14 protein-coding genes are annotated in these 19,975 nt (G+C 44.7%); 5 read left to right on the top strand and 9 right to left on the bottom strand.

From position 1 onward, the window contains the following. Window positions 1–41: 41 nt before the first annotated feature. Complete coding sequence (locus tag A37S_RS0117855; RefSeq protein WP_028298177.1) at window positions 42–1,793, bottom strand: HEPN domain-containing protein; 1,752 nt, start codon at window positions 1,791–1,793, stop codon at window positions 42–44. A gap of 121 nt (window positions 1,794–1,914) precedes the next feature. Here A37S_RS0117855 and A37S_RS0117850 point away from each other — a divergent pair, with 121 nt between their 5' ends. Next, window positions 1,915–2,136 carry a helix-turn-helix domain-containing protein gene (locus A37S_RS0117850; RefSeq protein WP_028298176.1) on the top strand — a complete coding sequence of 74 codons (222 nt, stop codon included), beginning with the start codon at window positions 1,915–1,917 and terminating at the stop codon, window positions 2,134–2,136. A 19-nt stretch (window positions 2,137–2,155) separates the two neighbouring features. Here A37S_RS0117850 and A37S_RS0117845 read toward each other — a convergent pair whose 3' ends face one another. Further along, on the bottom strand, window positions 2,156–3,367 hold the full coding sequence (locus tag A37S_RS0117845) for an ATP-binding protein (RefSeq protein ID WP_036603053.1): 1,212 nt from the start codon (window positions 3,365–3,367) through the stop codon (window positions 2,156–2,158). A 538-nt stretch (window positions 3,368–3,905) separates the two neighbouring features. Between A37S_RS0117845 and A37S_RS0117840 the strand changes: the two genes are divergently transcribed. From A37S_RS0117840 to A37S_RS0117825, 4 genes are all read left to right on the top strand, one after another. After that, entirely contained in the window at window positions 3,906–6,305 is a 2,400-nt protein-coding gene (locus tag A37S_RS0117840; RefSeq protein ID WP_028298174.1) for an ABC transporter permease, read from the top strand. Between the two features lie 188 nt (window positions 6,306–6,493). Beyond that, on the top strand, window positions 6,494–8,899 hold the full coding sequence (locus A37S_RS0117835) for an ABC transporter permease (protein ID WP_028298173.1): 2,406 nt from the start codon (window positions 6,494–6,496) through the stop codon (window positions 8,897–8,899). A gap of 80 nt (window positions 8,900–8,979) precedes the next feature. Next, a complete protein-coding gene (locus tag A37S_RS0117830) occupies window positions 8,980–11,409 on the top strand; it encodes an ABC transporter permease (RefSeq protein WP_028298172.1) in 2,430 nt (809 codons plus the stop codon). A 168-nt stretch (window positions 11,410–11,577) separates the two neighbouring features. Then, the gene (locus tag A37S_RS0117825; RefSeq protein ID WP_028298171.1) at window positions 11,578–14,022 is read left to right on the top strand and encodes an ABC transporter permease; all 2,445 of its coding nucleotides are present in this window, start codon (window positions 11,578–11,580) and stop codon (window positions 14,020–14,022) included. 4 nt (window positions 14,023–14,026) lie between these two features. Here the strand turns inward: A37S_RS0117825 and mnhG are convergent, their stop codons facing one another. Genes mnhG through A37S_RS0117790 form a run of 7 tightly spaced genes read right to left on the bottom strand, consistent with a single transcriptional unit; the run spans window position 14,027 to window position 19,769 of the window. Beyond that, the gene (gene mnhG / locus A37S_RS0117820; protein WP_028298170.1) at window positions 14,027–14,410 is read right to left on the bottom strand and encodes a monovalent cation/H(+) antiporter subunit G; all 384 of its coding nucleotides are present in this window, start codon (window positions 14,408–14,410) and stop codon (window positions 14,027–14,029) included. Continuing rightward, window positions 14,403–14,675, bottom strand: a complete 273-nt coding sequence (locus A37S_RS0117815) for a cation:proton antiporter (protein ID WP_028298169.1) — start codon at window positions 14,673–14,675, stop codon at window positions 14,403–14,405. The genes mnhG and A37S_RS0117815 overlap by 8 nt, the downstream gene beginning before the upstream one ends. Further along, window positions 14,672–15,154 (bottom strand): Na+/H+ antiporter subunit E, encoded by a 483-nt coding sequence (locus tag A37S_RS0117810; protein WP_028298168.1) that lies wholly within the window; start codon window positions 15,152–15,154, stop codon window positions 14,672–14,674. Before A37S_RS0117810 ends, A37S_RS0117815 begins: the two co-directional genes overlap by 4 nt. A 21-nt stretch (window positions 15,155–15,175) precedes the next feature. After that, entirely contained in the window at window positions 15,176–16,684 is a 1,509-nt protein-coding gene (locus A37S_RS0117805) for a proton-conducting transporter transmembrane domain-containing protein (RefSeq protein ID WP_028298167.1), read from the bottom strand. Beyond that, entirely contained in the window at window positions 16,681–17,037 is a 357-nt protein-coding gene (locus A37S_RS0117800) for a Na+/H+ antiporter subunit C (RefSeq protein WP_028298166.1), read from the bottom strand. The genes A37S_RS0117805 and A37S_RS0117800 overlap by 4 nt, the downstream gene beginning before the upstream one ends. Before the next feature lie 5 nt (window positions 17,038–17,042). Next, a complete protein-coding gene (locus tag A37S_RS0117795) occupies window positions 17,043–17,456 on the bottom strand; it encodes a Na+/H+ antiporter subunit B (protein WP_028298165.1) in 414 nt (137 codons plus the stop codon). 3 nt (window positions 17,457–17,459) lie between these two features. Continuing rightward, on the bottom strand, window positions 17,460–19,769 hold the full coding sequence (locus A37S_RS0117790; protein WP_028298164.1) for a putative monovalent cation/H+ antiporter subunit A: 2,310 nt from the start codon (window positions 19,767–19,769) through the stop codon (window positions 17,460–17,462). Window positions 19,770–19,975: the final 206 nt, after the last annotated feature.

Below are 19,975 nucleotides of genomic sequence, written 5' to 3'. Positions count from 1 at the left end.
CATCAAGTGCTTTATCAGTTAATTCCGTTCAAAATTGGTTGTTATGACAAAACGTTGGTTTGTTTTGCTAGGTGCTCCACCTCCTTCAGCACACCGTTACAAAGGCTACTAAACAGCTTAAAATAAACTTGTGCTTTATCATGCGCATACCATTCAACCCAATCCGCTGATATCAAACCACTTTCCCACCAGATACGCCGCGGATGAAGCGTCAAATGAAATAATCTTGTTTCTTCCTTGTTGTTAGAGGCCGTATGTTCTATGACGGTCCGCCCCGTTACACCAGACCAATCGAACAGTTCATCGAGGTTAACCTGCTTAGGAATGAATCCCACGGCAAAATACAAATGTGTATGAAGGCCTATTGCAAATAAATCACTCAAGAGCTGCAATCCGACATCTGCAGGTAGGTTTTCGGTACTTTCAATCAGGCTTAGGATGTTTTCCATGCAGGTCTTCGCATTCTGCCAGATCTCTGTCAGGCGCTCATACTCATCTTTCCAATCCACCTCCGCCACTGCAAAATCTGGTTCAAAAGTAGATTTCTTGCGTAACACCCAGCCTTTGGTCCACAGGGTATGGACAAAGCGGTGACCTTCGGCAAGCTTCTTTTTCACATAATCCAGGTTGAGGTAGAGTACCCTAGCACTGGCCATCCCTACTTGCAAGCACCTAAAGTTGAAAGGCCCTTTACTTTTCATCAAAACAACTAGGTACAGCTCCACCTTGGCCCCTTCCTTTTCCAATTCGGGTTCATGCTGGAAAAGACTGCCCCCAGAGAAACCGCCGGTATGGTAGTTCAGCATCCTGATCTGCTCGGGATTGTGCTTTTGGCGAAGGCTATCCAAGAGCGCATTGGCATCCTGCTTATATTGTTCCGGCCAGGGGAAACGCGAGAAATCCTCGCAGATAATCTGCATGGGGGCAGCGGTCGTGGCAAGCGTAGGCTTGGAGACCCCGGTTTTTTTTTCCTCGTCTGCATGACTATCCGCCTCTTGCGGCAATTGCTCGCGGTAAGCCGTAATCCGTTCCACCATCGATGCCACCATGCTATCCATGGCTACTTGTGCGTACTTGCATTTTTCCAATAGGATGTCAAATTCCTCTGGGGTGATCTCCACCGTTTCTTGCTTTTTGGCCTTGAGATAGCTTTGGTCCAACAGGCGGAACAGCTCTACCGAAGGGCTGTCATACGGAAAGATGGACAACAGCTGCGGAGCTACAGCCCTGACAGACTTTATCAAGTGTTCAATGTTGTGCGATTTGCCTCCGTTCAATCCTACGGCAGACTGAAAACCTTTGAGGCGTAATTCCAGAAACTGGTGCAGCATGAAAGTAGCTTGTCCATAATCGTTTCGAGCAAGGAAGTTATCTACGCCTTCCCTGAATTCATCGGCGTTTTTAGCACATTTCTCGTAATTTACACGGGAAAGTTCAAGCAGTCCCATTATAGTCTTATGGGAGAAAAGCGGACTTTTCTTCTTCGGGGCCGCGAAGAGTTCATGTCGAGGCAGTGACGCGTAGGTGTAGTAGAGGCTTCCTTGTTTCAAGTGATTCTGCCACTCCCCTGCCAGGATCATATCAAAAGGGATTTCTTCCATATCCGACATACATAGGGATACGATGGGCGCCATCGCCTTGGGCGATAGTCCTTTTAACGGGTTGACTACCAGCAAAAGGTGCTGCCGTTCCTCTTCCATATAAGGATAGGAAAAAAGAAAAACTCGGTTTAAGTCCATTCGGCTGATCAGTCGCTCCACAAGAATTTGCCTGTTGAATATGCTTGTTTCCATAAAAACTAAATTATTATATTGAATTTCTATACAAAAGTATAGATAAAATATCAATATAAAGAAATTTTATTCATAATTTCTATACAAAACAGATATTTATCGGAACAAATGATTGGATTTTATGACAAAATTAGGTGAAATATTAGCTAAACGCTCGGTAAATAAGTCTATGGTAGCAAGAAGAACCGGGCTGAGCAAAGCTCGGATGAACGAACTAACGCTCAATCCTTCAACCAAATTGCGTGCGGACGAGTTGTACCTGATAGCCAAAGCCATTGACACGGATCCCTGCACCTTATTGAATACCTTATATGGTCATTTGACGTTGATGCCCGATGAATAAGCCTTAAAATATACAATAGTTACGAATACAGCCGTCGAAAGCAATCTTCATCAAATGGGGATAACCATGAAAAAGCCAATGGTATATCTGGATAATTGGCGTTGAACAATTTGTATTTAGAAGGCTTGATTAGTTGCTTATCATATTTTGCTTCGATAGCCTTAGGAGCATCAATATCACTTAACACAAAATCTACTTCGTTACCATCGGTTGTACGCCAAAAAGAAAGACCTTCCAAACCATATCTTTCTGCCAGAACACGATAAACCATGTTTTCCCATATTTCTCCTTTATCCAAGCGACCATTCAAGGGATCAAAATTATTGAGCAAACAATTTCTCAAACCCAAATCCAGCATGTATAGCTTAGGCATTTTGGTAAGTTCCTTGCGGATGTTCTTATGGAAAGGCGTAACCAAAGCCATATGAAAACACTTCCTTAGCACAGTAATATAATTTGAAGCCGTTTGATGTTTGATCTTTAACGTCAAAGCCAATTCATTGACATTTACCAAACTGCCAGTTTGTGAGGCCAGGATTTTAAACAAGCTGTAAAACATAGTTTCGTTCAGTACTCCCGATTCATGGATATCCCGCTTCACAAAGGAATCACGAATTTCGCGCAATCGTGCTATTTTTTCTCCCCTGTCAGATTCTGTTATCACGGCAGGATATCCGCCATATAGCATATAAAGTTCCCATTCGTTCCGCAAATGATCGATAGAGATCGTTTTTGCACTTGGCTCTCTTAAGATTCGCTTAAATTCCTCCGCCAACTCCATTTTTCCCGAAAGCGACAAATATTCGTCAAAAGAACAGGTCAACAAATGAAATATTCTTTTCCTACCAGCCAAGGAGTCACGGAATTTATCATCTATATAGAATGCACTACTTCCTGTTACTACCAGTTTTATTTGACCTTGATATTCGTCATAAATCAGTTTCAAAAAATTAGAAGGGTCTTTCAGGTACTGAACCTCGTCAATAAAAGCCACCTTATATCCCTGATCATCTGGCAAGTATTTCAACAAATTAAATGGGTGACCATCCAAATCTTGGCGTAACGTATTGTTCTCCAGATTAAAAAAAGCTGTCCTAATATTACTTTCACGGCAATATGCTTCCAGCTGCTTTAATAAAGTAGATTTGCCCGTTTGCCGTGCGCCAGTAAGAATGGTGATTTCCTTTTTTTCAAGGTGCCGTTGCAAATAAGCAAACAATTTCCTTTTCATGTTATATCCTCCGAACAATTCAAAGGTAAAAAAAACCGATAATTTTACCCATATATAGGTAAAAAAAACCGATAATTTTACCGATACACAGGTGAGATTATCAAAAGAGTATATTAAAATATACATGTGCGCAGGACAAAAATCCCAATAACTACCTGTGTCCACATCATTCTTTCGTTGCGGTAGGCCGTGAACAACTACACCGCCCATACCTACCCACCCTAAAATGCCCATATTTGGACAATAAGTGTTCGAAATCGAACACTTAGCACAACCCAATCTATAATAAATTATTATATATCAGCATGTTATATTTTTGGTACAGTTGCTGTTCCAGCAAGTGTGTAGAGATACACGACATAAATCCGTTCTTGTTCGCCAAGAAGTATTTGTGCCCTAAATTATCGCTCGCCAAGACACGAGTTGTGTGTTGTATGTTGTGAGAGAGCCGATAGCAAAAAAAACGGGAATTAAAGTAATAAGTTTTAAGTTGTAAATAGTCTCAAATCTCATATCTGATGTCTCATATCTAATTACCATGATAAAAAACTATTTAAAAATAGCCTGGAGAAGTTTGTCCAAAAACCGATTTTTCAGCTTGTTGAACATATTCGGTCTGGCAGTAAGTTTAGCGGTTGCAGTCCTGTTGATCACTTACGCCCGACAGGAATTGAGCTTTGACAAGCAATTTGCAAAAGAGGCCAGCATGTATCGCGTCGTTATGGAAGCAAACGCCGAATACAACTATGAAAAATGGACTACGCTTCCCAATTCCGTAGGTCCCACGATGTTGACCGACATACCTGAAGTGCAGTCCATGGCACGCCTGGTCAAGCTGGATTTCACCGGTTTTGGATCTGTACGTGCCAATGAGAACAATTTCAGCGAAAAAAATATTTTTCTCACGGACTCTTCATTTTTTAGCCTTTTCGACGTAGCATTTACCGAAGGTAATCGTCATTCGGCCTTTCTCCATCCGAAGAGCGTAGTCATCTCCGCAAGCAAAAAGAACAAGATGTTCGGTAACGAACCAGCCTTAAACCAGAAAATCGTTATCAACCAACAGGATACCTTGAATATATCGGGTGTTTTTCAAGACCTACCTGCAAACAGTTCGTTCGATGGCGATATTTTCCTGAACATCATGGATTCGTGGATGGGCAAAAATGTGCACTGGTCGAATGCCAGTTACCAAACTTTTTGCCTGCTGAACGCAAACGCCAATCCATCCGAAGTGGAGGAAAAAGCAACCGCCCTGATAGACAAGTACGTTGCAAAGGACAGACAATATTATACACGCTTTTTCTTACAGCCTTTATCCAAAGTGCACCTATATTCGACCGATCTGCGCGATAATTTGTCAGCGCGGAATGGGAATATCAGCACCGTCAAAACGGTATTCGTCCTTTCCTTTTTGATCATTCTCATCGCCTGTATCAATTACATGAACCTGGCAACCGCCCGTTCGCAAAAAAATGCGAAAGAAGTAGGCGTAAACAAAGTTTTGGGAGCTCATCGCAACCAAATAAAGCTTCGCTTCTATTTGGAAACAGCAATTATTTCGTTCGTTGCCATTCTCTTGGGTTTGGTTCTCGCGTCAGTAGCCTTGTCCGTATTCAATGGGATAGTAGGTTCCGACATTCCTATTTCGCAGCTGTTCAGCATGGAAAACATGGGGATATCCTTGGCGATCTGGCTGACCATTACCTTATTGGGAGGCAGCTATCCGGCATTCTTCATGGCCAATATCCCGAGCCTGTCGCTCATGAAAAACATCATTACGCAGAGCACCGTGGCCCAGTTCCTCCGCAAAGGATTGGTCGTTTTTCAATTCACCTGTTCCATTGTATTGATCATTGGGGTCATTATCATTTCCTTACAGATGCGCCACGTGGCAGAGAAAGACCTTGGCTACCAGCCTACAAACATCCTGACTATTCCCATTCGCGCCATCAACTCCACGGAAAAATTCAATAGCATACAGCAATCCGTCCTCAGTCTGGCAGGAACGGAAAGCATGGCTGCATTGCAGACTTTTCCCGGTTTTGGAGAAAGTGGAAAAACGATGCATCGCCCAGGCGAGACGAATGAAGGACTGCCTATCAGGACTTCCAGCAGCCGTGGGGCTGTGATACCCACGCTTGGCCTGGACTTATTGGCCGGTACGGACTTGCCGAATGAGCTGTCGACGAACGACACAACCTGTTATATACTCATCAACGAGGTGGTGGCGGCTTACCTGGGTTATGCCGATCCAAATGAGGCGGTAGGACAGCATCTTTCGACAGAAATGATGCCCAACTCGACCATCGTGGGCGTTGTCAGGAATTTTAATTACGAAAGTCTGAAAAATACGGTTGGCGGATACGTATACTATCGCATGAACAGGCCAAATGAGGGCTATCGCTACTTCTTGGTGCGTTATAACGCGCAAAATGTAACCCCATATATCGCACAGATACAACAGATATTCAACCAACAACTCCCTGATGCGGCGTTTGACTACCAGTTTTTGGATGAACACATCCAGAGCTATTACGCAGAAGAGAACCGGACAAACAAAATAATCACCATATTTTCATTGCTGACGATCTTTATAGCCTGCCTGGGTTTGTTCGGGCTGGCAGCATTTATAGCCGAACAGCGGAAAAAGGAAATCGGTGTGCGCAAGGTTTTGGGAGCAACCACTTATAAGATCGTACATCTCCTTTCGGTCAATTTCGTCGGATTGGTTTTTCTGTCTTTGGTCATAGCCAGTCCCATTGCCTGGGGACTATTTTCCCGTTGGCTTCAAGATTTTAATGATAGGATTAGCATTCCATGGTGGTCCTTTGGCTTGGCCGGGTTGTTTTCGGTGGGCATTGCGGTACTTACCGTTGGCTACCAAGCCGTCAAGGCTGCACAAGCGAATCCAGTAAACAGTTTGAGGGATGAATAATGGACAGCTATCCGCTATCAGAAATCAGCTATCAGCTCCTTTCTGACGACCCGAAGTTAAATACAGATGTAAAATTAACAAACAATATAGAAGGCCGATTGCCGAGAGCTGACTGCTGAAAGCCAAATAAATAATTAAACTATACAGGAGCCGATTGCCAAGAGCTGACTGCTGAAAGCTTAAATACTATGTTAAAAAACTATATCAAAATTGCCTGGCGCAATATCCGAAAAAACAAACTCTACAGTTTTGTAAATATCATTGGATTGACCACTGGTATTGTATCCTGTTTACTCATTGGAGTATATGTGTGGAACGAACTAACATACGACAATTTCCATGAAAACAGGGATCGAATTGCCCGTGTAACCATGGAATATCAGTTTTCGGGAAGTAACAATAAAGTAGCCGTTACGGGTACCAAAGTAGGACCTGACTTCAAACGCAACTTCCCCCAGATCGAAAGCTACGTGCGTACCATGAAATACCCACGTGTGGTATCCAATGGACTGCAGTCGTTTGAGGAAAAACAGGTAGTATATGCCGACGAGGATTTTTTCAAGGTGTTCTCTTTTCCTGTCTTGCAAGGCAACGGTGCCACGGCACTGAATACGCCCAACAAGATCGTACTTTCCGAAACGGCCGCGAAGAAATATTTTGGTCACGACAATCCAATCGGCAAAACCCTCACCCTGGATGGAGGAGACCGAGCATATGAAATAACAGCCGTGGTGAAAGACGCCCCACTGAATTCGCAAATTCAGTATGATATATTGGTGTCCTTTACCAGCCTAGGCGCTGCATCGACGGAAACATGGAAAAATGCCAATTACATTACCTACCTTCTGCTGCATGATGGGAAGGAGCTGAATAATCTGGCCAGCCAGATTACAACATATATGAAAAAGGTTGGCCAAGCTGAAATGGGCATCTCGGAAAACAGCTCCGACTTTTGGACCTATCACCTGGAACCTTTAAGGTCTGTTCACCTTCACTCCACACTGGCGGGACTGGAGGTTAACGGCAACATGACCTACATCTATGTGCTCAGCATCGTGGCTATCCTTATCCTGCTTGTAGCATGTGTGAACTACGTGAACTTGGCTACCGCGCAATCGGTAAGCCGGAGTACGGAGATAGGTGTCCGTAAGGTAATGGGGGCAGGTAAATCGCAATTGTGGGGACAATTTTTAGGAGAATCCTTTGTCATCACTTTTCTAGCTACCGCATTGGCACTTGCCATCAGTATATCGGTATTACCCCTTTTCAATGTCCTTACCGGAAAGGTATTCACAGCGGCCGTTTTTATGCGTCCGCAGTCATTAATAGTCGTCGTGCTTTTGGCCATACTGATCAGCATCATAGCGGGTGCCTATCCGGCATTTGTACTTACCGGTACCAAGCTGGTAAACATATTGAAATCGGGCATAAGGGTCTCTCATTCGGGTGGCATGCTCCGTAAATCCCTGATCACCTTTCAGTTTGTCATTGCCATATTCTTGGTAGCGGCCACCCTGATCGTGACGCAACAACTTGCCTATATCCAAAAGAAAGATATGGGCTACGATCGAGAACAGGTGGTGGTATTGCCCGTAGATAGCAAAACCAAGCCGGCATATGAGCAATTGAAAGCGGCGTTCCAGAATGTACCGAATGTGATAAGCATCACAGGCTCGTACGAAGATCCCACTTCCATTGGCTGGGGGGATGGCATTTCGGTAGATGATGGCAACGGTGTAAAGGAATTGTCGGTGAATGCCACCCCCGTGGACCTAAACTACCTGCAAACGATGGGCATGCAGTTGGTTGCGGGAAGGGATTTTACCAAAGCTGACTTTGCATTGCAAGATACCAGCGATAATTACAAAAACTATAGGTCTACCTTCATGCTCAATGAGACGGCGGTAAAAGACCTGGGATGGACACCCGAACAGGCCATTGGAAAGACGGTATCGCGATACGGACCGGGAACGGTAGTTGGCGTTGTAAAAGACTTTCATTTTGAATCCCTGCATGCTCCCATCGGTCCATTGCTCATCTTTCTGGATACGAACACCGTACAGCAATTGTTCATAAAGATCAACACCCAAAATACGGCTCAGACTTTGGCGGCGCTGGAATCCGTATGGAAGTCGCGTATTGCCCATAGATCCTTCGACTACCATTTTATGGACGAGGATTTCAATGCCCTGTACAAAACGGAAGAACGGATTGCCAACCTGTTTTCGTTGTTCGCCGGGATTGCCATCGTCTTGGCCTGTTTAGGTCTATTTGCTTTAGCAGCATTTACCACGGTTCAGCGCACCAAGGAGATTGGCATCCGTAAGGTACTCGGGGCTGGTGTAGGAGACATTGTTGCGCTCATTTCAAAGCAATTCTTGGCATGGGTAGGCATTGCCATCCTTATCGCTACTCCCTTAGCCTGGTTGGCAGGGAACAGCTGGCTGAAAGATTTCGCCTACCGCATTGATATCCAGTGGTGGATTTTTGCCCTTGCCGGAACCATAGCTGCCTTGATTGCATTGGCAACCGTCAGCTTCCATGCCATCAAAGCCGCAAGGGCCAATCCAGTGGATAGTTTGAGGGATGAATGACTAATCAGTTGCCAGTTATGCGTTGTGAGTTACGAGAAGGGCTGACAACTCACAACCCGCAACTCACAACTAAAATAGCTATGTTAAAAAACTATTTAAAAATCGCCTGGCGTAACCTGATGCGCAATAAATCTTATGCGTTTATCAATATAGCCGGACTTGTAATGGGTACACTTAGTTGCCTTTACATAGTCATTTATGTGCAAGATCAATTTAGTTATGATAAGCATCATCAGCGTGCCGATGATATATATCGGGTCAATACCTTGCTGAATAGCAGGGGACAGGAAATGAACATGTCTACTGCCTCTCCACCAGTTGGGCCGGCCTTGAAAGCCGATTTTCCTGCTGTAGAGGAGTATACACGTGTTGTCAACATGGAGAAGATGGGCATTCCGCAAAACCTGGTTACTTACGGGGAAAAGGCACTGTACGAAAAATCGGCTCTACTGGTCGATTCTACGTTCTTTTCCATTTTCGACTATCATTTCGTGGCGGGTGGCTCACAAAACGCACTCAATGAACCAAATACAATAGTTCTGGAAAAGAGCTTTGCAGACAAATTATTCGGTGACGAATCTGCGATGGGCAAAATCATTCAAATCGATAACGTCAATGGTCCGCAGAACTTGAAGGTGACCGGTGTGGTTGACGGAAAGCTTGGCAAATCGCATCTACAGGGGCAGTTGTTCATTGCCATGAATAGTTCGGGCATGGGGCAATACACGCTGCAAAACAATGTATGGGCAGGCAATAACTTTACCAGTACGTTCGTAAAACTCCATCGGCAAAGCGATCCGCGTGCTTTGGAGAGCAAACTACCTGCTTTCTTGCAGAAATACGGCGCAGATGAGCTGCGGAATATGGGCATGCAGAAAAAACTGTCTTTGCAAGCTATCACTGCCATGCATACAGACACTTCATTAGACCCCGAAATGTTCAAAACCCAGAACCCCACGTTCTTGTATGTATTGCTTCTGGTTGCCATACTGATCCAGGCAATCGCCTGCATCAATTTCATGAATTTATCCACTGCCCAAGCCTCCCTAAGGGGGAAGGAAATAGGTGTAAGAAAAGTGATCGGCGCGGAAAAACAACAACTATTCAGACAATTTATGGGCGAATCATTTCTGATGGCATTTTTGGGAGTCGTCATTGCATTGCCTTTTTTATGGCTATTGTTACCGCTCATCAATCAGCTTACCGAATCCAACCTACTATGGCACGATTTCCTCAATATACGCAGTCTCTCCATCATTGCAATAATCGTATTGGCTACGGGCTTGTTGGCTGGAAGCTATCCTGCTTTTTACCTGGCGTCCTTTAGTCCATTAAAGGTCCTGAAAGGCAATTTTTCGAGTCGAATATCAGGCACGCAAATTCGCAGAGTACTGGTTGTCTTTCAATTTGTGCTCACCATTGGGCTCATTGCCAGTATCCTGGTTATTCGCAGCCAACTCGGTTTTATCAAGGAGACGGACCTTGGCTTCGAGAGCGACCAAAGGCTTATTTTTAGTTTTCACACCACGGAGGCGCAGCAGAAAATGGGTGCTTTTGCACAAGCTGTGCTCGAATTGCTAGAGGTCGCCGTTGCCAGCAAAACCAATAACTATCCCAGCCAATTTGTACATAACGACAGAGGTGTCTATCTACCTGGCGGTGATATGGCCAACTCCACCAATAGTCAATTCATGACAACCGATGAGTATTTCGTAAAAGCCAATGGCATTCACCTTTTGGAAGGTAGAGACTTCAGGCAGGGAGATGTAGATAAAGTCCTGATCAATGAGTCTCTGGCCAAGAAGCTCCAACTGGATTCCCAAACCGCAATAGGCGCAAAACTGTATAGCCAGTATGGCTCCGATCCTGCTACCTTTGTCGAGGTAATCGGAGTGATGAAAGACTTTCATTACAATTCGCTTCACCATGAAGTTAGGCCATTCATGCTCCAGTACACGGATATACCAGAGTACTTTTCCCATATAGTACTCGCCGTGAACAACGATGATTATACTTCCGTGCTACGCAAATTAGAACAGGTCTGGCATCAAGTCTTGCCGAACATACCTTTCGACTACGCTTTTATGGATCAGCAAGTACAGCAGCAATATGAAAAGGAGGTCGTATTATCTCGGGTCATTAATGCCTTCACAGTAATTACCATCACCATTTCTTGCTTAGGTCTTTTCGGTCTCTCGGCATTCAGCACAGAGCAACGTAGAAAGGAAATAGGCATCCGCAAGGTGCTGGGCGCCACAGTATCGGGTATCGTCGGTCTACTTTCAAAGGATTTCGTGAAATTGGTATTGATTGCCATTGCTATAGCCTCTCCCATTGCCTGGTGGGCCATGAACAAGTGGCTGCAAGACTTTTCCTATAAAATAGAAATACAGTGGTGGATGTTTGCCCTTGCGGGACTGGCAGCCGTAGTGATTGCTTTGCTCACGGTAGCTACGCAAGCTATAAAGGCAGCGGTAGCCAATCCAGTCAAAAGTTTGAGGGATGAATGACAATTTCGTATTGCGAGGTGCGACATGCGAATGGCGATAAAATTGGAAAATAAAACAAGATAAAATAAGGAATAGAGATGAGGAGCAAAAGATACCTAAGGTCTCAATCCCGATGCTCGGGACTTCGTTTCACGCCGTACGCAATACGCTTTTCTCAATACTAAGAATATGATAAAAAACCACTTCAAAATCGCTTCTAGGTACCTCTGGAAAAACAGGCTGTTCACCTCGCTCAATATCTTTGGCCTGGCCATAGGTGTAAGTGCCTGCTGGATCATCTACCGCATAGTGAGCTATGAATTTAGCTATGAACAAAAACTATCTGCCAAGGAAAGTATCTATCGGCTGGTGACAGGCCGGGTATTTGACGAAAAGGAAAGCTATTACGGAGGGGTTTCCGCTCCAATTTATCAGGGCGTGCGCGAAGAAGTCAGTGGCGTGGCCAATGTGGTACCGCTTTACGGACGATGGATCAATAGCCTCGAAATCCCGCAAGATGATGGCCAGCCATTGCTGATAGAAGATCCGCAGGGAGTGATTGCTACAGATTCGGCCTATTTCGATATGGTTGCGTACACGTGGCTGGCAGGGAACAAACGATCGGCATTTGCTCATCCAGACAATGTCGTGCTGACCGAAAGTAGGGCAAAAAGCTACTTCCCGAATACCAAACCGCATGACATTGTGGGAAAAACCATGCTGTACAATGACAGCTTAAGGAAAACGGTCTCGGGTATCGTCCAGGACTTGGACTACCCGACGGAATTCGTGGCACAAGAATTTCTTTATTTAAAACCGACCGCTTATCCTTTGGTTGAATGGACCAATACCAATGGAACTGACAAGCTATACCTACAGATAGATCAAGCTGCAGACACGACAAAGGTATTGGCGCAAATCAATGCGCTGGTCGACCAAAAATGGAAAAGGTTTCAGGAAGATACAAAACCCACTTATGAATTTAAGCGCTGGTTTGTACTGGAATCGCTTACCAACATGCACTTTACCACACATATCAACGAACGCGGGGTTAGAAAAGCGAGCAAACCTGTACTTTTTGGGTTGATGGGCATAGGTGCTTTCCTCCTATTATTGGCCTGCATCAATTACATCAATTTGAGTACGGCCCAGATTCCTCAACGGAGCAAGGAAATAGGGGTGCGCAAGACCTTAGGCGGAAGCAGCAAGAGCCTGATAGTACAACTCTTATCCGAGACGACCATCATCGTGGCACTGGCGGCATTCTTGGCCTATGGTTTTCAAAAATTGGGACTCTATCTATTGACCGATATGATACCCGAAGGGGCCTTGCTATATAATAAGGACCTCATCACCACGCTGTTCATAACAGGTCTTCTACTGCTTACCATTTTGCTCTCCGGCATATACCCTGCCTGGTTGGTGACGCGTGTCAACCCGATCAATATCTTCAAACCTGGTGTGAGCAGAAACAATGGCAAACAAAACTTGAGCTTGCGCAAGGGCTTGATTGTGTTTCAATATGTCATTGCCCAATGCTTCATCATCGGCGCATTGATCATGGGCCAACAGTTGAACTACACACTTCACAAAGACCTCGGGTTTGATAAAGAAGCCGTATTATTGATAGACATACCTTGGAAAGTCTTGTTCAACGACGCTTATAAGGGCAAAGAGCAGGTACTGGCGGAGGAACTCAAAAAGGAATTGGGAATACGCATGGTATCCCGAGGCAAGGCGCCTCTGGTACAAGGATTTTCCTCCAGTCCCTATATCTATTCATCTCCAGATATAAGCGCTCCCGTGAATAGGCAATTGCAAAAAAAGGTAGTCGATACCGATTACCTGCAATTTTACGATATGCAATTATTGGCGGGTCGCAACCTGCATGCAACGGACACCGTAAGCGAACTGATCATCAACGAGACCGCCGCCAAGGCCTATGGATTTGCCCAGCCACAAGATGCCATTGGTAAGATCCTCACACAGAGTGATAGACCTTATCCCATCGTGGGCGTGGTGAAAGACTTCCATTCACAAGATTTCTATACGGAGATACAGCCCCTGGCATTGATGACAGCTGCTGGCAGTATGGGTACCATAAACGTCAAATTGAATCCCGACCCCTCTACCTGGCAAAGCACCATCCAGCATATGCAGCAACACTGGAACAGCATCTATCCACCAGATACATTCCACTACCAGTTCTATGATCAAAACATTGAGACTTTGTATCAACAGGAACGAAATATGGCGCAACTGATCAATATGGCCACTGCTATATCCATTATCATCAGTTGCCTCGGCCTGTTTGGCTTAGCCACGCTGACCGCTTTCCAGCGCACCAAGGAAATAGGCATCCGCAAGGTGCTGGGCGCCACGGTATCGGGTATTGTCGGTTTGCTCTCCAAAGATTTTGTAAAGCTGGTGCTCCTAGCCATTATCATTGCCACCCCTATTGCCTGGTGGACGATGAACAAGTGGTTGGAAGATTTCGCCTATAAAATTGAGATACAGTGGTGGATGTTTGCCCTGGCTGGATTGATGGCCGTCGTCGTGGCCATCTTCACGGTAGCCACACAGGCCATAAAGGCAGCGATGGCCAATCCGGTGGAATCATTGAGAGATGAATGATCTCTCAATGATTCGATCCTTCTTGGTCTTCTTCCTCGCCACTTCTCAACTTTTGGCTTTTCTCGTCGTACATGCCCTTTAGCTCGTCCCTCACGGTGCCCTCCCATAAATTGGTTTTGATCAGATAAGCACAGCGGCCTATCATATGTGCGGCCACGGGCGCCGTAAGTACCAGAAAGAAAAGGATGGCAAAGGCCTTGGTGCTGACGGCTACTTCCGGAAAATAGATAGCCGCACTCAGCAAAAGCAGCCCACTGCCAAGCGTGGCCGCCTTAACCGTGACCGATAGACGTAGGTAAAAATCGGGCATCCGAACGATGCCGATGGCGGCAATCAATATGGAAAGTGCACCTATAGTACTCAAAACTGCAATAAGAATATCAATCATTTCCTTTTTTCTCTAAGTAATACGAAAAGGCAATAGTGCCAAGAAAAGCAATAAGAGCCAATATCATGGCTACATCCAAAAAAGTGGATTGCTTCATGCTGATACTATAAACGGTGATAATACTTACCCCGGTAGTAATCAACAAATCCAGTGCTATAACCCTATCCACCACGCGCGGCCCCTTAAAAAGCCTGTAAAAAATAAGCGTAATGGAAATAGCCAGCAGAGGCAATATCACATAATTAAAATACAAGCTCAAACTCATCGTATAATCTCCAATAATCTACGTTCATACACCCGTTCAATTTTCTGAATAAATAATTCCCGATCATTGTTTTTCAGGTGCATAACATGAATATATAATACCTTCTTGTCTTCGCTGATGTCCATGATCAAGCTCCCCGGAGTGAGCGATATGATCGTGGCCAGCATATTTACTTCAAAATCGCTACTCGCATGTAGTGGGTATTTGACAATAGCTGGCTGCATATGAAACTTGGGGCTCAACACGCCATAAGCTACTTCGATATTTGCCTTGATCATCTCGTAAACGAAATACAATACAAAGGAAATAATACGCGGCACACGGTTAAAGTACCGATGATCTTCCCCATCGCGGTTCATCAGCCATAGGATAAAGAAACCCAGCAGAAAACCGAAATAGAAATTGGAAAAGTAAAGAACACCAGTTAATGCTACCCATATAAAGGCTAGCAAAAGGTTCATCAAAAACTGCTTAACCATAACAACATCAATTATCTTTTATCATTTATTTCCCAAAACGGCATCGATATACGGACTGGTGTCGATCATCTCGGCCGCTATATGTTTCACTACTACAACGATATTTTCGGCAGCCAATCCCACATACAAGGTGGCTATCGCCAGAAGGCATATAGGAATAACAAGCAGGGCTTGTTTCCATCTACTGTAATCCTTAAAATGATCTATCAAAGAATCATCACCCTCCGACGGATTCTTCCAAAACACATCAGACCATAAGCGTGCCATGATATACAAGGTAAGAAAACTACCTATTATCAAGGCAGCGATGAAAAAATAATTGTGCGTAGTGAAACCAGCTTCAAACAGGTAGATCTTGGGCCAAAAACCAGAAAGCGGAGGCACCCCAACAAGCGAAAAGAACACCAATGCCATTACCAAGGATATTTTCGGGTACCGCGCATACAAGCCACCCGCCTTTAGGGTATTCAAGTTTCCCTTCATATTTCTTATAAGGCCCGAAATCAGGAATATATTAGTTTTCACGAGTATATCATGAATGAGATAGAACAAAACACCCGACAGTGCAATAGGTGTGAATAGGGCAATCCCTCCTATCATAAACCCGATATGGCAAACAATAAGGTAAGAAAAGATTCTGCGGACATCGCGCTTGATAAGCGCACCGAAACCGCCAGAGATAATAGTCATGACCGAGAGCACCGTAAGCACGATCTTCATAAACTCATTCGGAACAAAGATCAGGGTGAATATCCTCAATATCGCATATACCCCTACCTTGGTGAGCAAGCCTCCAAAAACGGCCGCAACTGCCGACGGAGGCGTATGGTATGATGAGGGAAGCCAGTAATACAAAGGGAAAACAGCCGACTTAATGCCAAAGCCGACCAAAAAGAAAATAGCCGTAATATCTATAATATTGCGGTTTTCGACCAAGGGAACCTTAACAGCCAGGTCGGCCATATTCAATGTACCTGTTATGCCGTATAAGATGCCTATCCCCGTAAGGAAGATCGTAGAAGCAAGTATATTCATGGCCATGTATTTCACCGCGCCTTCCAGCTGTGTTTTCCTCCCGCCCAACGTCATCAGTACAAAAGAAGAAATGATGATTACCTCGAAGAACACATAAAGATTGAAAATATCTCCCGTAAGAAAGGCTCCATTGAGGCCCATCATTAAAAAATGGAAAAGGGGGAAATAACCAAAACGCTGCCGAGCATTTCCAATACCTACCGATGAATAGATCGATACGGCAAAGGCTACTATGGAAGTTATCAGTACCATAGTGCTGCTGAAAACGTCCGCTACGAAAACAATCCCAAATGGCGGTTTCCAATTGGCCGATTCCATAATGAGGATATTTCCACTCCAGACCTTGGAAAACAGGGTTATGGACATGAGCAAGACAACGAGACTGCCTAAGATGCTGATAAAACGCTGAGGATAACTCTTGCCCCAGAAGAACAAAAGTATAATTGCCGTAACAAGCTGGGCAACAACTGGGTAAATTATTGTATTGTCAATCATATATCCTCTTCCTCTGGTGTATTTAAATCATCTAGGTCATCCGAATTGATGATGCTATAAACTCTTTTCAACAGCACGATGGCAAAAGACTGCAAACCGAAACCAATGACAATAGCCGTCAATATAAGCGCCTGTGGAATAGGGTCTGCGTAGATGTCGGTAAAAATTTTCGATGCTTCGTCAATGACAGGAGGTTTCCCCTTGGTAATCCTTCCCAATAAAAATATAAGGATATTGGCACCGTTGCTCATGAGCATAATACCCAAAAGCACCTTAACCATACTGCGTCGCAGCAGTAGGTAAATGCCGGAGGCGTATAATATTCCAATTAATAGTATGAGTAATAGTTCCATAATCGCTATTCGCTGTACACAGATATTGTAAACAGAATGGTGAGAACAATGCCCACCACCAGAAAGTAGACACCAAGATCAAAAAACAAGGCAGACCCAATCATCCCTATTACGGGTACAGGTTCCTCAAACCATAAACCAGTCATCACGGGCAGGTCAGAAAACAACGGAGCTAGCATACTCAGGGTAGATAGGCCTAAGCCAACCGGAATTAGGCTACCGGGATGAGTACGCAGCAATTTCAACGTGTTTTCGGTCCCGTGCGTAAAACTATGCAGCACGAAAGCTATTGCCGCTACCAGTCCTCCCACGAAACCACCACCGGGATAGTAATGCCCGCGCAGCAGGATGAAGACGGAGAACAACAATAAGATTGGCAAGAGATAACTCGATGCCGTTTTTAAAATAGTACTCTTCATTACTTATTCTTTTTCAGAAGGTTTTAGCCTTAACTTCAACAAACTATACACCCCAATGGCCGCTATACCAAGTACGACGATCTCAAACATCGTGTCTATGCCCCTAAAGTCTACCAGGATAACGTTAACCACATTTTTCCCTTTGGCAAGCTTATAAGCATTGTCTCCATAAAACTCGCTAACCTCGTGATTGACAGGGCCATTTAGCACCTGCAAGGCTATTAGAGAAATAACAATACCGAAAGAGCCTGCCACGATCCCGTCAATGGTTTTGGCTCTTTTGTTGGCCAGATTAAGAAAGGGAGGTAAACGGAAAAGAACCAACACAAACAGCACTACCGTCAACGTATCTATGGTAAATTGCGTGATTGCCAAATCTGGAGCGCTATAAAAGACGAAGAACAAACAGATGCAATAGCCCACTACGCTCATGGCCACTATGGCAGTCAGTCGTGACGGGGTAACCACCGTAAGGACTATTGCACCTATCAAGATACCCAAGACCACCACATCATAAATATCTACGGACGAGACTTTCGACCAATCGATATAGATATGTCCCCCTACTATGAGCTTATAGCCCAGTAAAAGGACGGCAAACACAATGATACGTCTTAGATAGACCCTCAAATAGCCATTCAGCATAATATTGGAATACCAGGTAGCCACCTGCTGTGTCCACAGAGCCGATTTGGCAAATATCGTTTGTGGCGAAAAGCGATCAAACCTTGCCAATTCGGCCATGCCTTTGGCGGTGGGCTTACGAAATAGATAAAGCAAAGTGCCCAAAAACAAGGTAATACCACTTAGTAGTAGGATGATATTAAAGCCGTGCCACAATTTTAAGGAAGCGTCTATCCTTGCGTTGGCTATAGCCCGAGCGGCCGGATTGACAAGGCTGTTGTCTATTAAAAATGGAAAACAGCCAAAGACAAGCCCTAAGATTCCCAAGAGCAATGGCGGTGCCCACATCAACCAGTGCGGAAGGTGGACGTGGCTATATTCTTCTGGAAGTTTGCCCGAAAAAGGTTTTATACCGGCCAGAAATCCCGCATATAACAGCAAGACATTGGTTATGAGCGCAAGCGCCGTCAGTACCATGCTCCATATTCCCTGCGTGTGCAAAGTAGCTTCGTATATGAGATCCTTACCGATAAAACCGAAGGTGGAAGGAAGGCCGGCACTTGACAATGCTGCCAGCAAACCTGCAATAGCCAAGGGCATCATTACCTTGCGCAGACCCGCCAAGCGTGTTATATCTCTAGTACCCGTCTCGTGATCAATGACCCCGGTCATCAAAAACAAAGCCGCCTTGTAGAGCGCGTGCACCAACACAAACGCAGACGCCGCAAGCAAGGACTCCTTCGTCCCTATTCCTATAAGGAAAACCAGAATACCTAAGGCTGCTATAGTAGAATAGGCCAATACGCCCTTGAGATCCGTACGAAAGATAGAATGGAAAGCCGCATACAGCATTGTGAAGCCTCCCACAATGACCAAAGGATAGGTCCAATAGTCCGTGCCACCAAGAACCGGAAAAAGTCTAGCCAAGATATATACCCCTGCCTTTACCATCGTAGCAGAATGCAGGTAAGCGGAAACAGGCGTAGGTGCCTTCATCGCCCCCGGCAACCAAAAATGAAATGGAAATTGGGCAGATTTCGTAAACGCTCCGGCAAACACAAAAAACAAGATGAGTCCGTATAGCGCATGCCCTTTCAGCATCGCAGCGGACGTCAGCATTGCTTGTATCGAATAAGTACCTGACAAGTACCCCATTAACACCAATCCTGCCATCAGCAGAAAACCTCCCCCACCTGTTATCCCCAGCGCAATCATGGCGCTTTTACGCGAATCTGCCTGTTCATTATTAAAGCCTATCAAGAAAAACGAACTGATACTGGTGAGTTCCCAAAAGATAAAAAGCAGCAACACATTGTCTGATAGCACCAGCCCCACCATAGATGCCATGAATAAGCTCAGGTAGCCATAGAAACGATCGAGGTACTTGTGTCCTTTTAAATAAGGCGACGCATAAAGGAAAACCAAGGAACCAATACCCGTTATAAGCATAACGAATAGCAGGGCAAGGCCATCCAAGTAAAAATCGAAATTGACACCAAGGGAAGGAATCCAATCATAATGGAACGAAAAGGTTTTCCCATCCGCTATTTGGGGCACAAAACTAAGAAAGTATAGAAACAGACCTATTGGGAGCAGTGCTATCGTCACGGACAAACGCCCTTTGAAGTACTTGCCCAGAGGAATAAACAATATAGAAATAATTAGTCCTGCTAGTACAGCTATTAACATCTAATGGAATATCATTTAGTTCATGGAAGCTGCTAATATAATCAAAAAAGTGGGCAAACACGAATAAAAAGGGGCAAATATTGAATTTTATGCCGTTTTGAGTTCCCTGATTTCATGCTAGAAGATCAGTCTAAAAAGAAATATCCCCTTATCGATGCGACGTGAAAACCGCATGATAAAGAGATATTTGTGTTTTTTCTATGTGC

Origin of the sequence: Olivibacter sitiensis DSM 17696 (assembly GCF_000427965.1) — a bacterium.
GTDB classification, from domain to species: domain Bacteria; phylum Bacteroidota; class Bacteroidia; order Sphingobacteriales; family Sphingobacteriaceae; genus Olivibacter; species Olivibacter sitiensis.
The sequence above is the reverse complement of the archived record's forward strand: the minus strand, read 5'-3'. Positions and strand labels throughout refer to the sequence as shown.

What these genes read in the sequence shown, in the direction of transcription:
- A37S_RS0117840 (WP_028298174.1), top strand. Translation starts at nt 3,906, where the DNA reads ATGATAAAAAACTATTTAAAAATAGCCTGGAGAAGTTTGTCCAAAAAC.
- A37S_RS0117825 (WP_028298171.1), top strand. Translation starts at nt 11,578, where the DNA reads ATGATAAAAAACCACTTCAAAATCGCTTCTAGGTACCTCTGGAAAAAC.
- A37S_RS0117830 (WP_028298172.1), top strand. Translation starts at nt 8,980, where the DNA reads ATGTTAAAAAACTATTTAAAAATCGCCTGGCGTAACCTGATGCGCAAT.
- A37S_RS0117805 (WP_028298167.1), bottom strand. Translation starts at nt 16,684, where the DNA reads ATGATTGACAATACAATAATTTACCCAGTTGTTGCCCAGCTTGTTACG.
- A37S_RS0117800 (WP_028298166.1), bottom strand. Translation starts at nt 17,037, where the DNA reads ATGGAACTATTACTCATACTATTAATTGGAATATTATACGCCTCCGGC.
- A37S_RS0117810 (WP_028298168.1), bottom strand. Translation starts at nt 15,154, where the DNA reads ATGGTTAAGCAGTTTTTGATGAACCTTTTGCTAGCCTTTATATGGGTA.
- A37S_RS0117835 (WP_028298173.1), top strand. Translation starts at nt 6,494, where the DNA reads ATGTTAAAAAACTATATCAAAATTGCCTGGCGCAATATCCGAAAAAAC.
- A37S_RS0117815 (WP_028298169.1), bottom strand. Translation starts at nt 14,675, where the DNA reads ATGAGTTTGAGCTTGTATTTTAATTATGTGATATTGCCTCTGCTGGCT.
- A37S_RS0117845 (WP_036603053.1), bottom strand. Translation starts at nt 3,367, where the DNA reads ATGAAAAGGAAATTGTTTGCTTATTTGCAACGGCACCTTGAAAAAAAG.
- A37S_RS0117850 (WP_028298176.1), top strand. Translation starts at nt 1,915, where the DNA reads ATGACAAAATTAGGTGAAATATTAGCTAAACGCTCGGTAAATAAGTCT.
- mnhG (WP_028298170.1), bottom strand. Translation starts at nt 14,410, where the DNA reads ATGATTGATATTCTTATTGCAGTTTTGAGTACTATAGGTGCACTTTCC.
- A37S_RS0117795 (WP_028298165.1), bottom strand. Translation starts at nt 17,456, where the DNA reads ATGAAGAGTACTATTTTAAAAACGGCATCGAGTTATCTCTTGCCAATC.
- A37S_RS0117855 (WP_028298177.1), bottom strand. Translation starts at nt 1,793, where the DNA reads ATGGAAACAAGCATATTCAACAGGCAAATTCTTGTGGAGCGACTGATC.
- A37S_RS0117790 (WP_028298164.1), bottom strand. Translation starts at nt 19,769, where the DNA reads ATGTTAATAGCTGTACTAGCAGGACTAATTATTTCTATATTGTTTATT.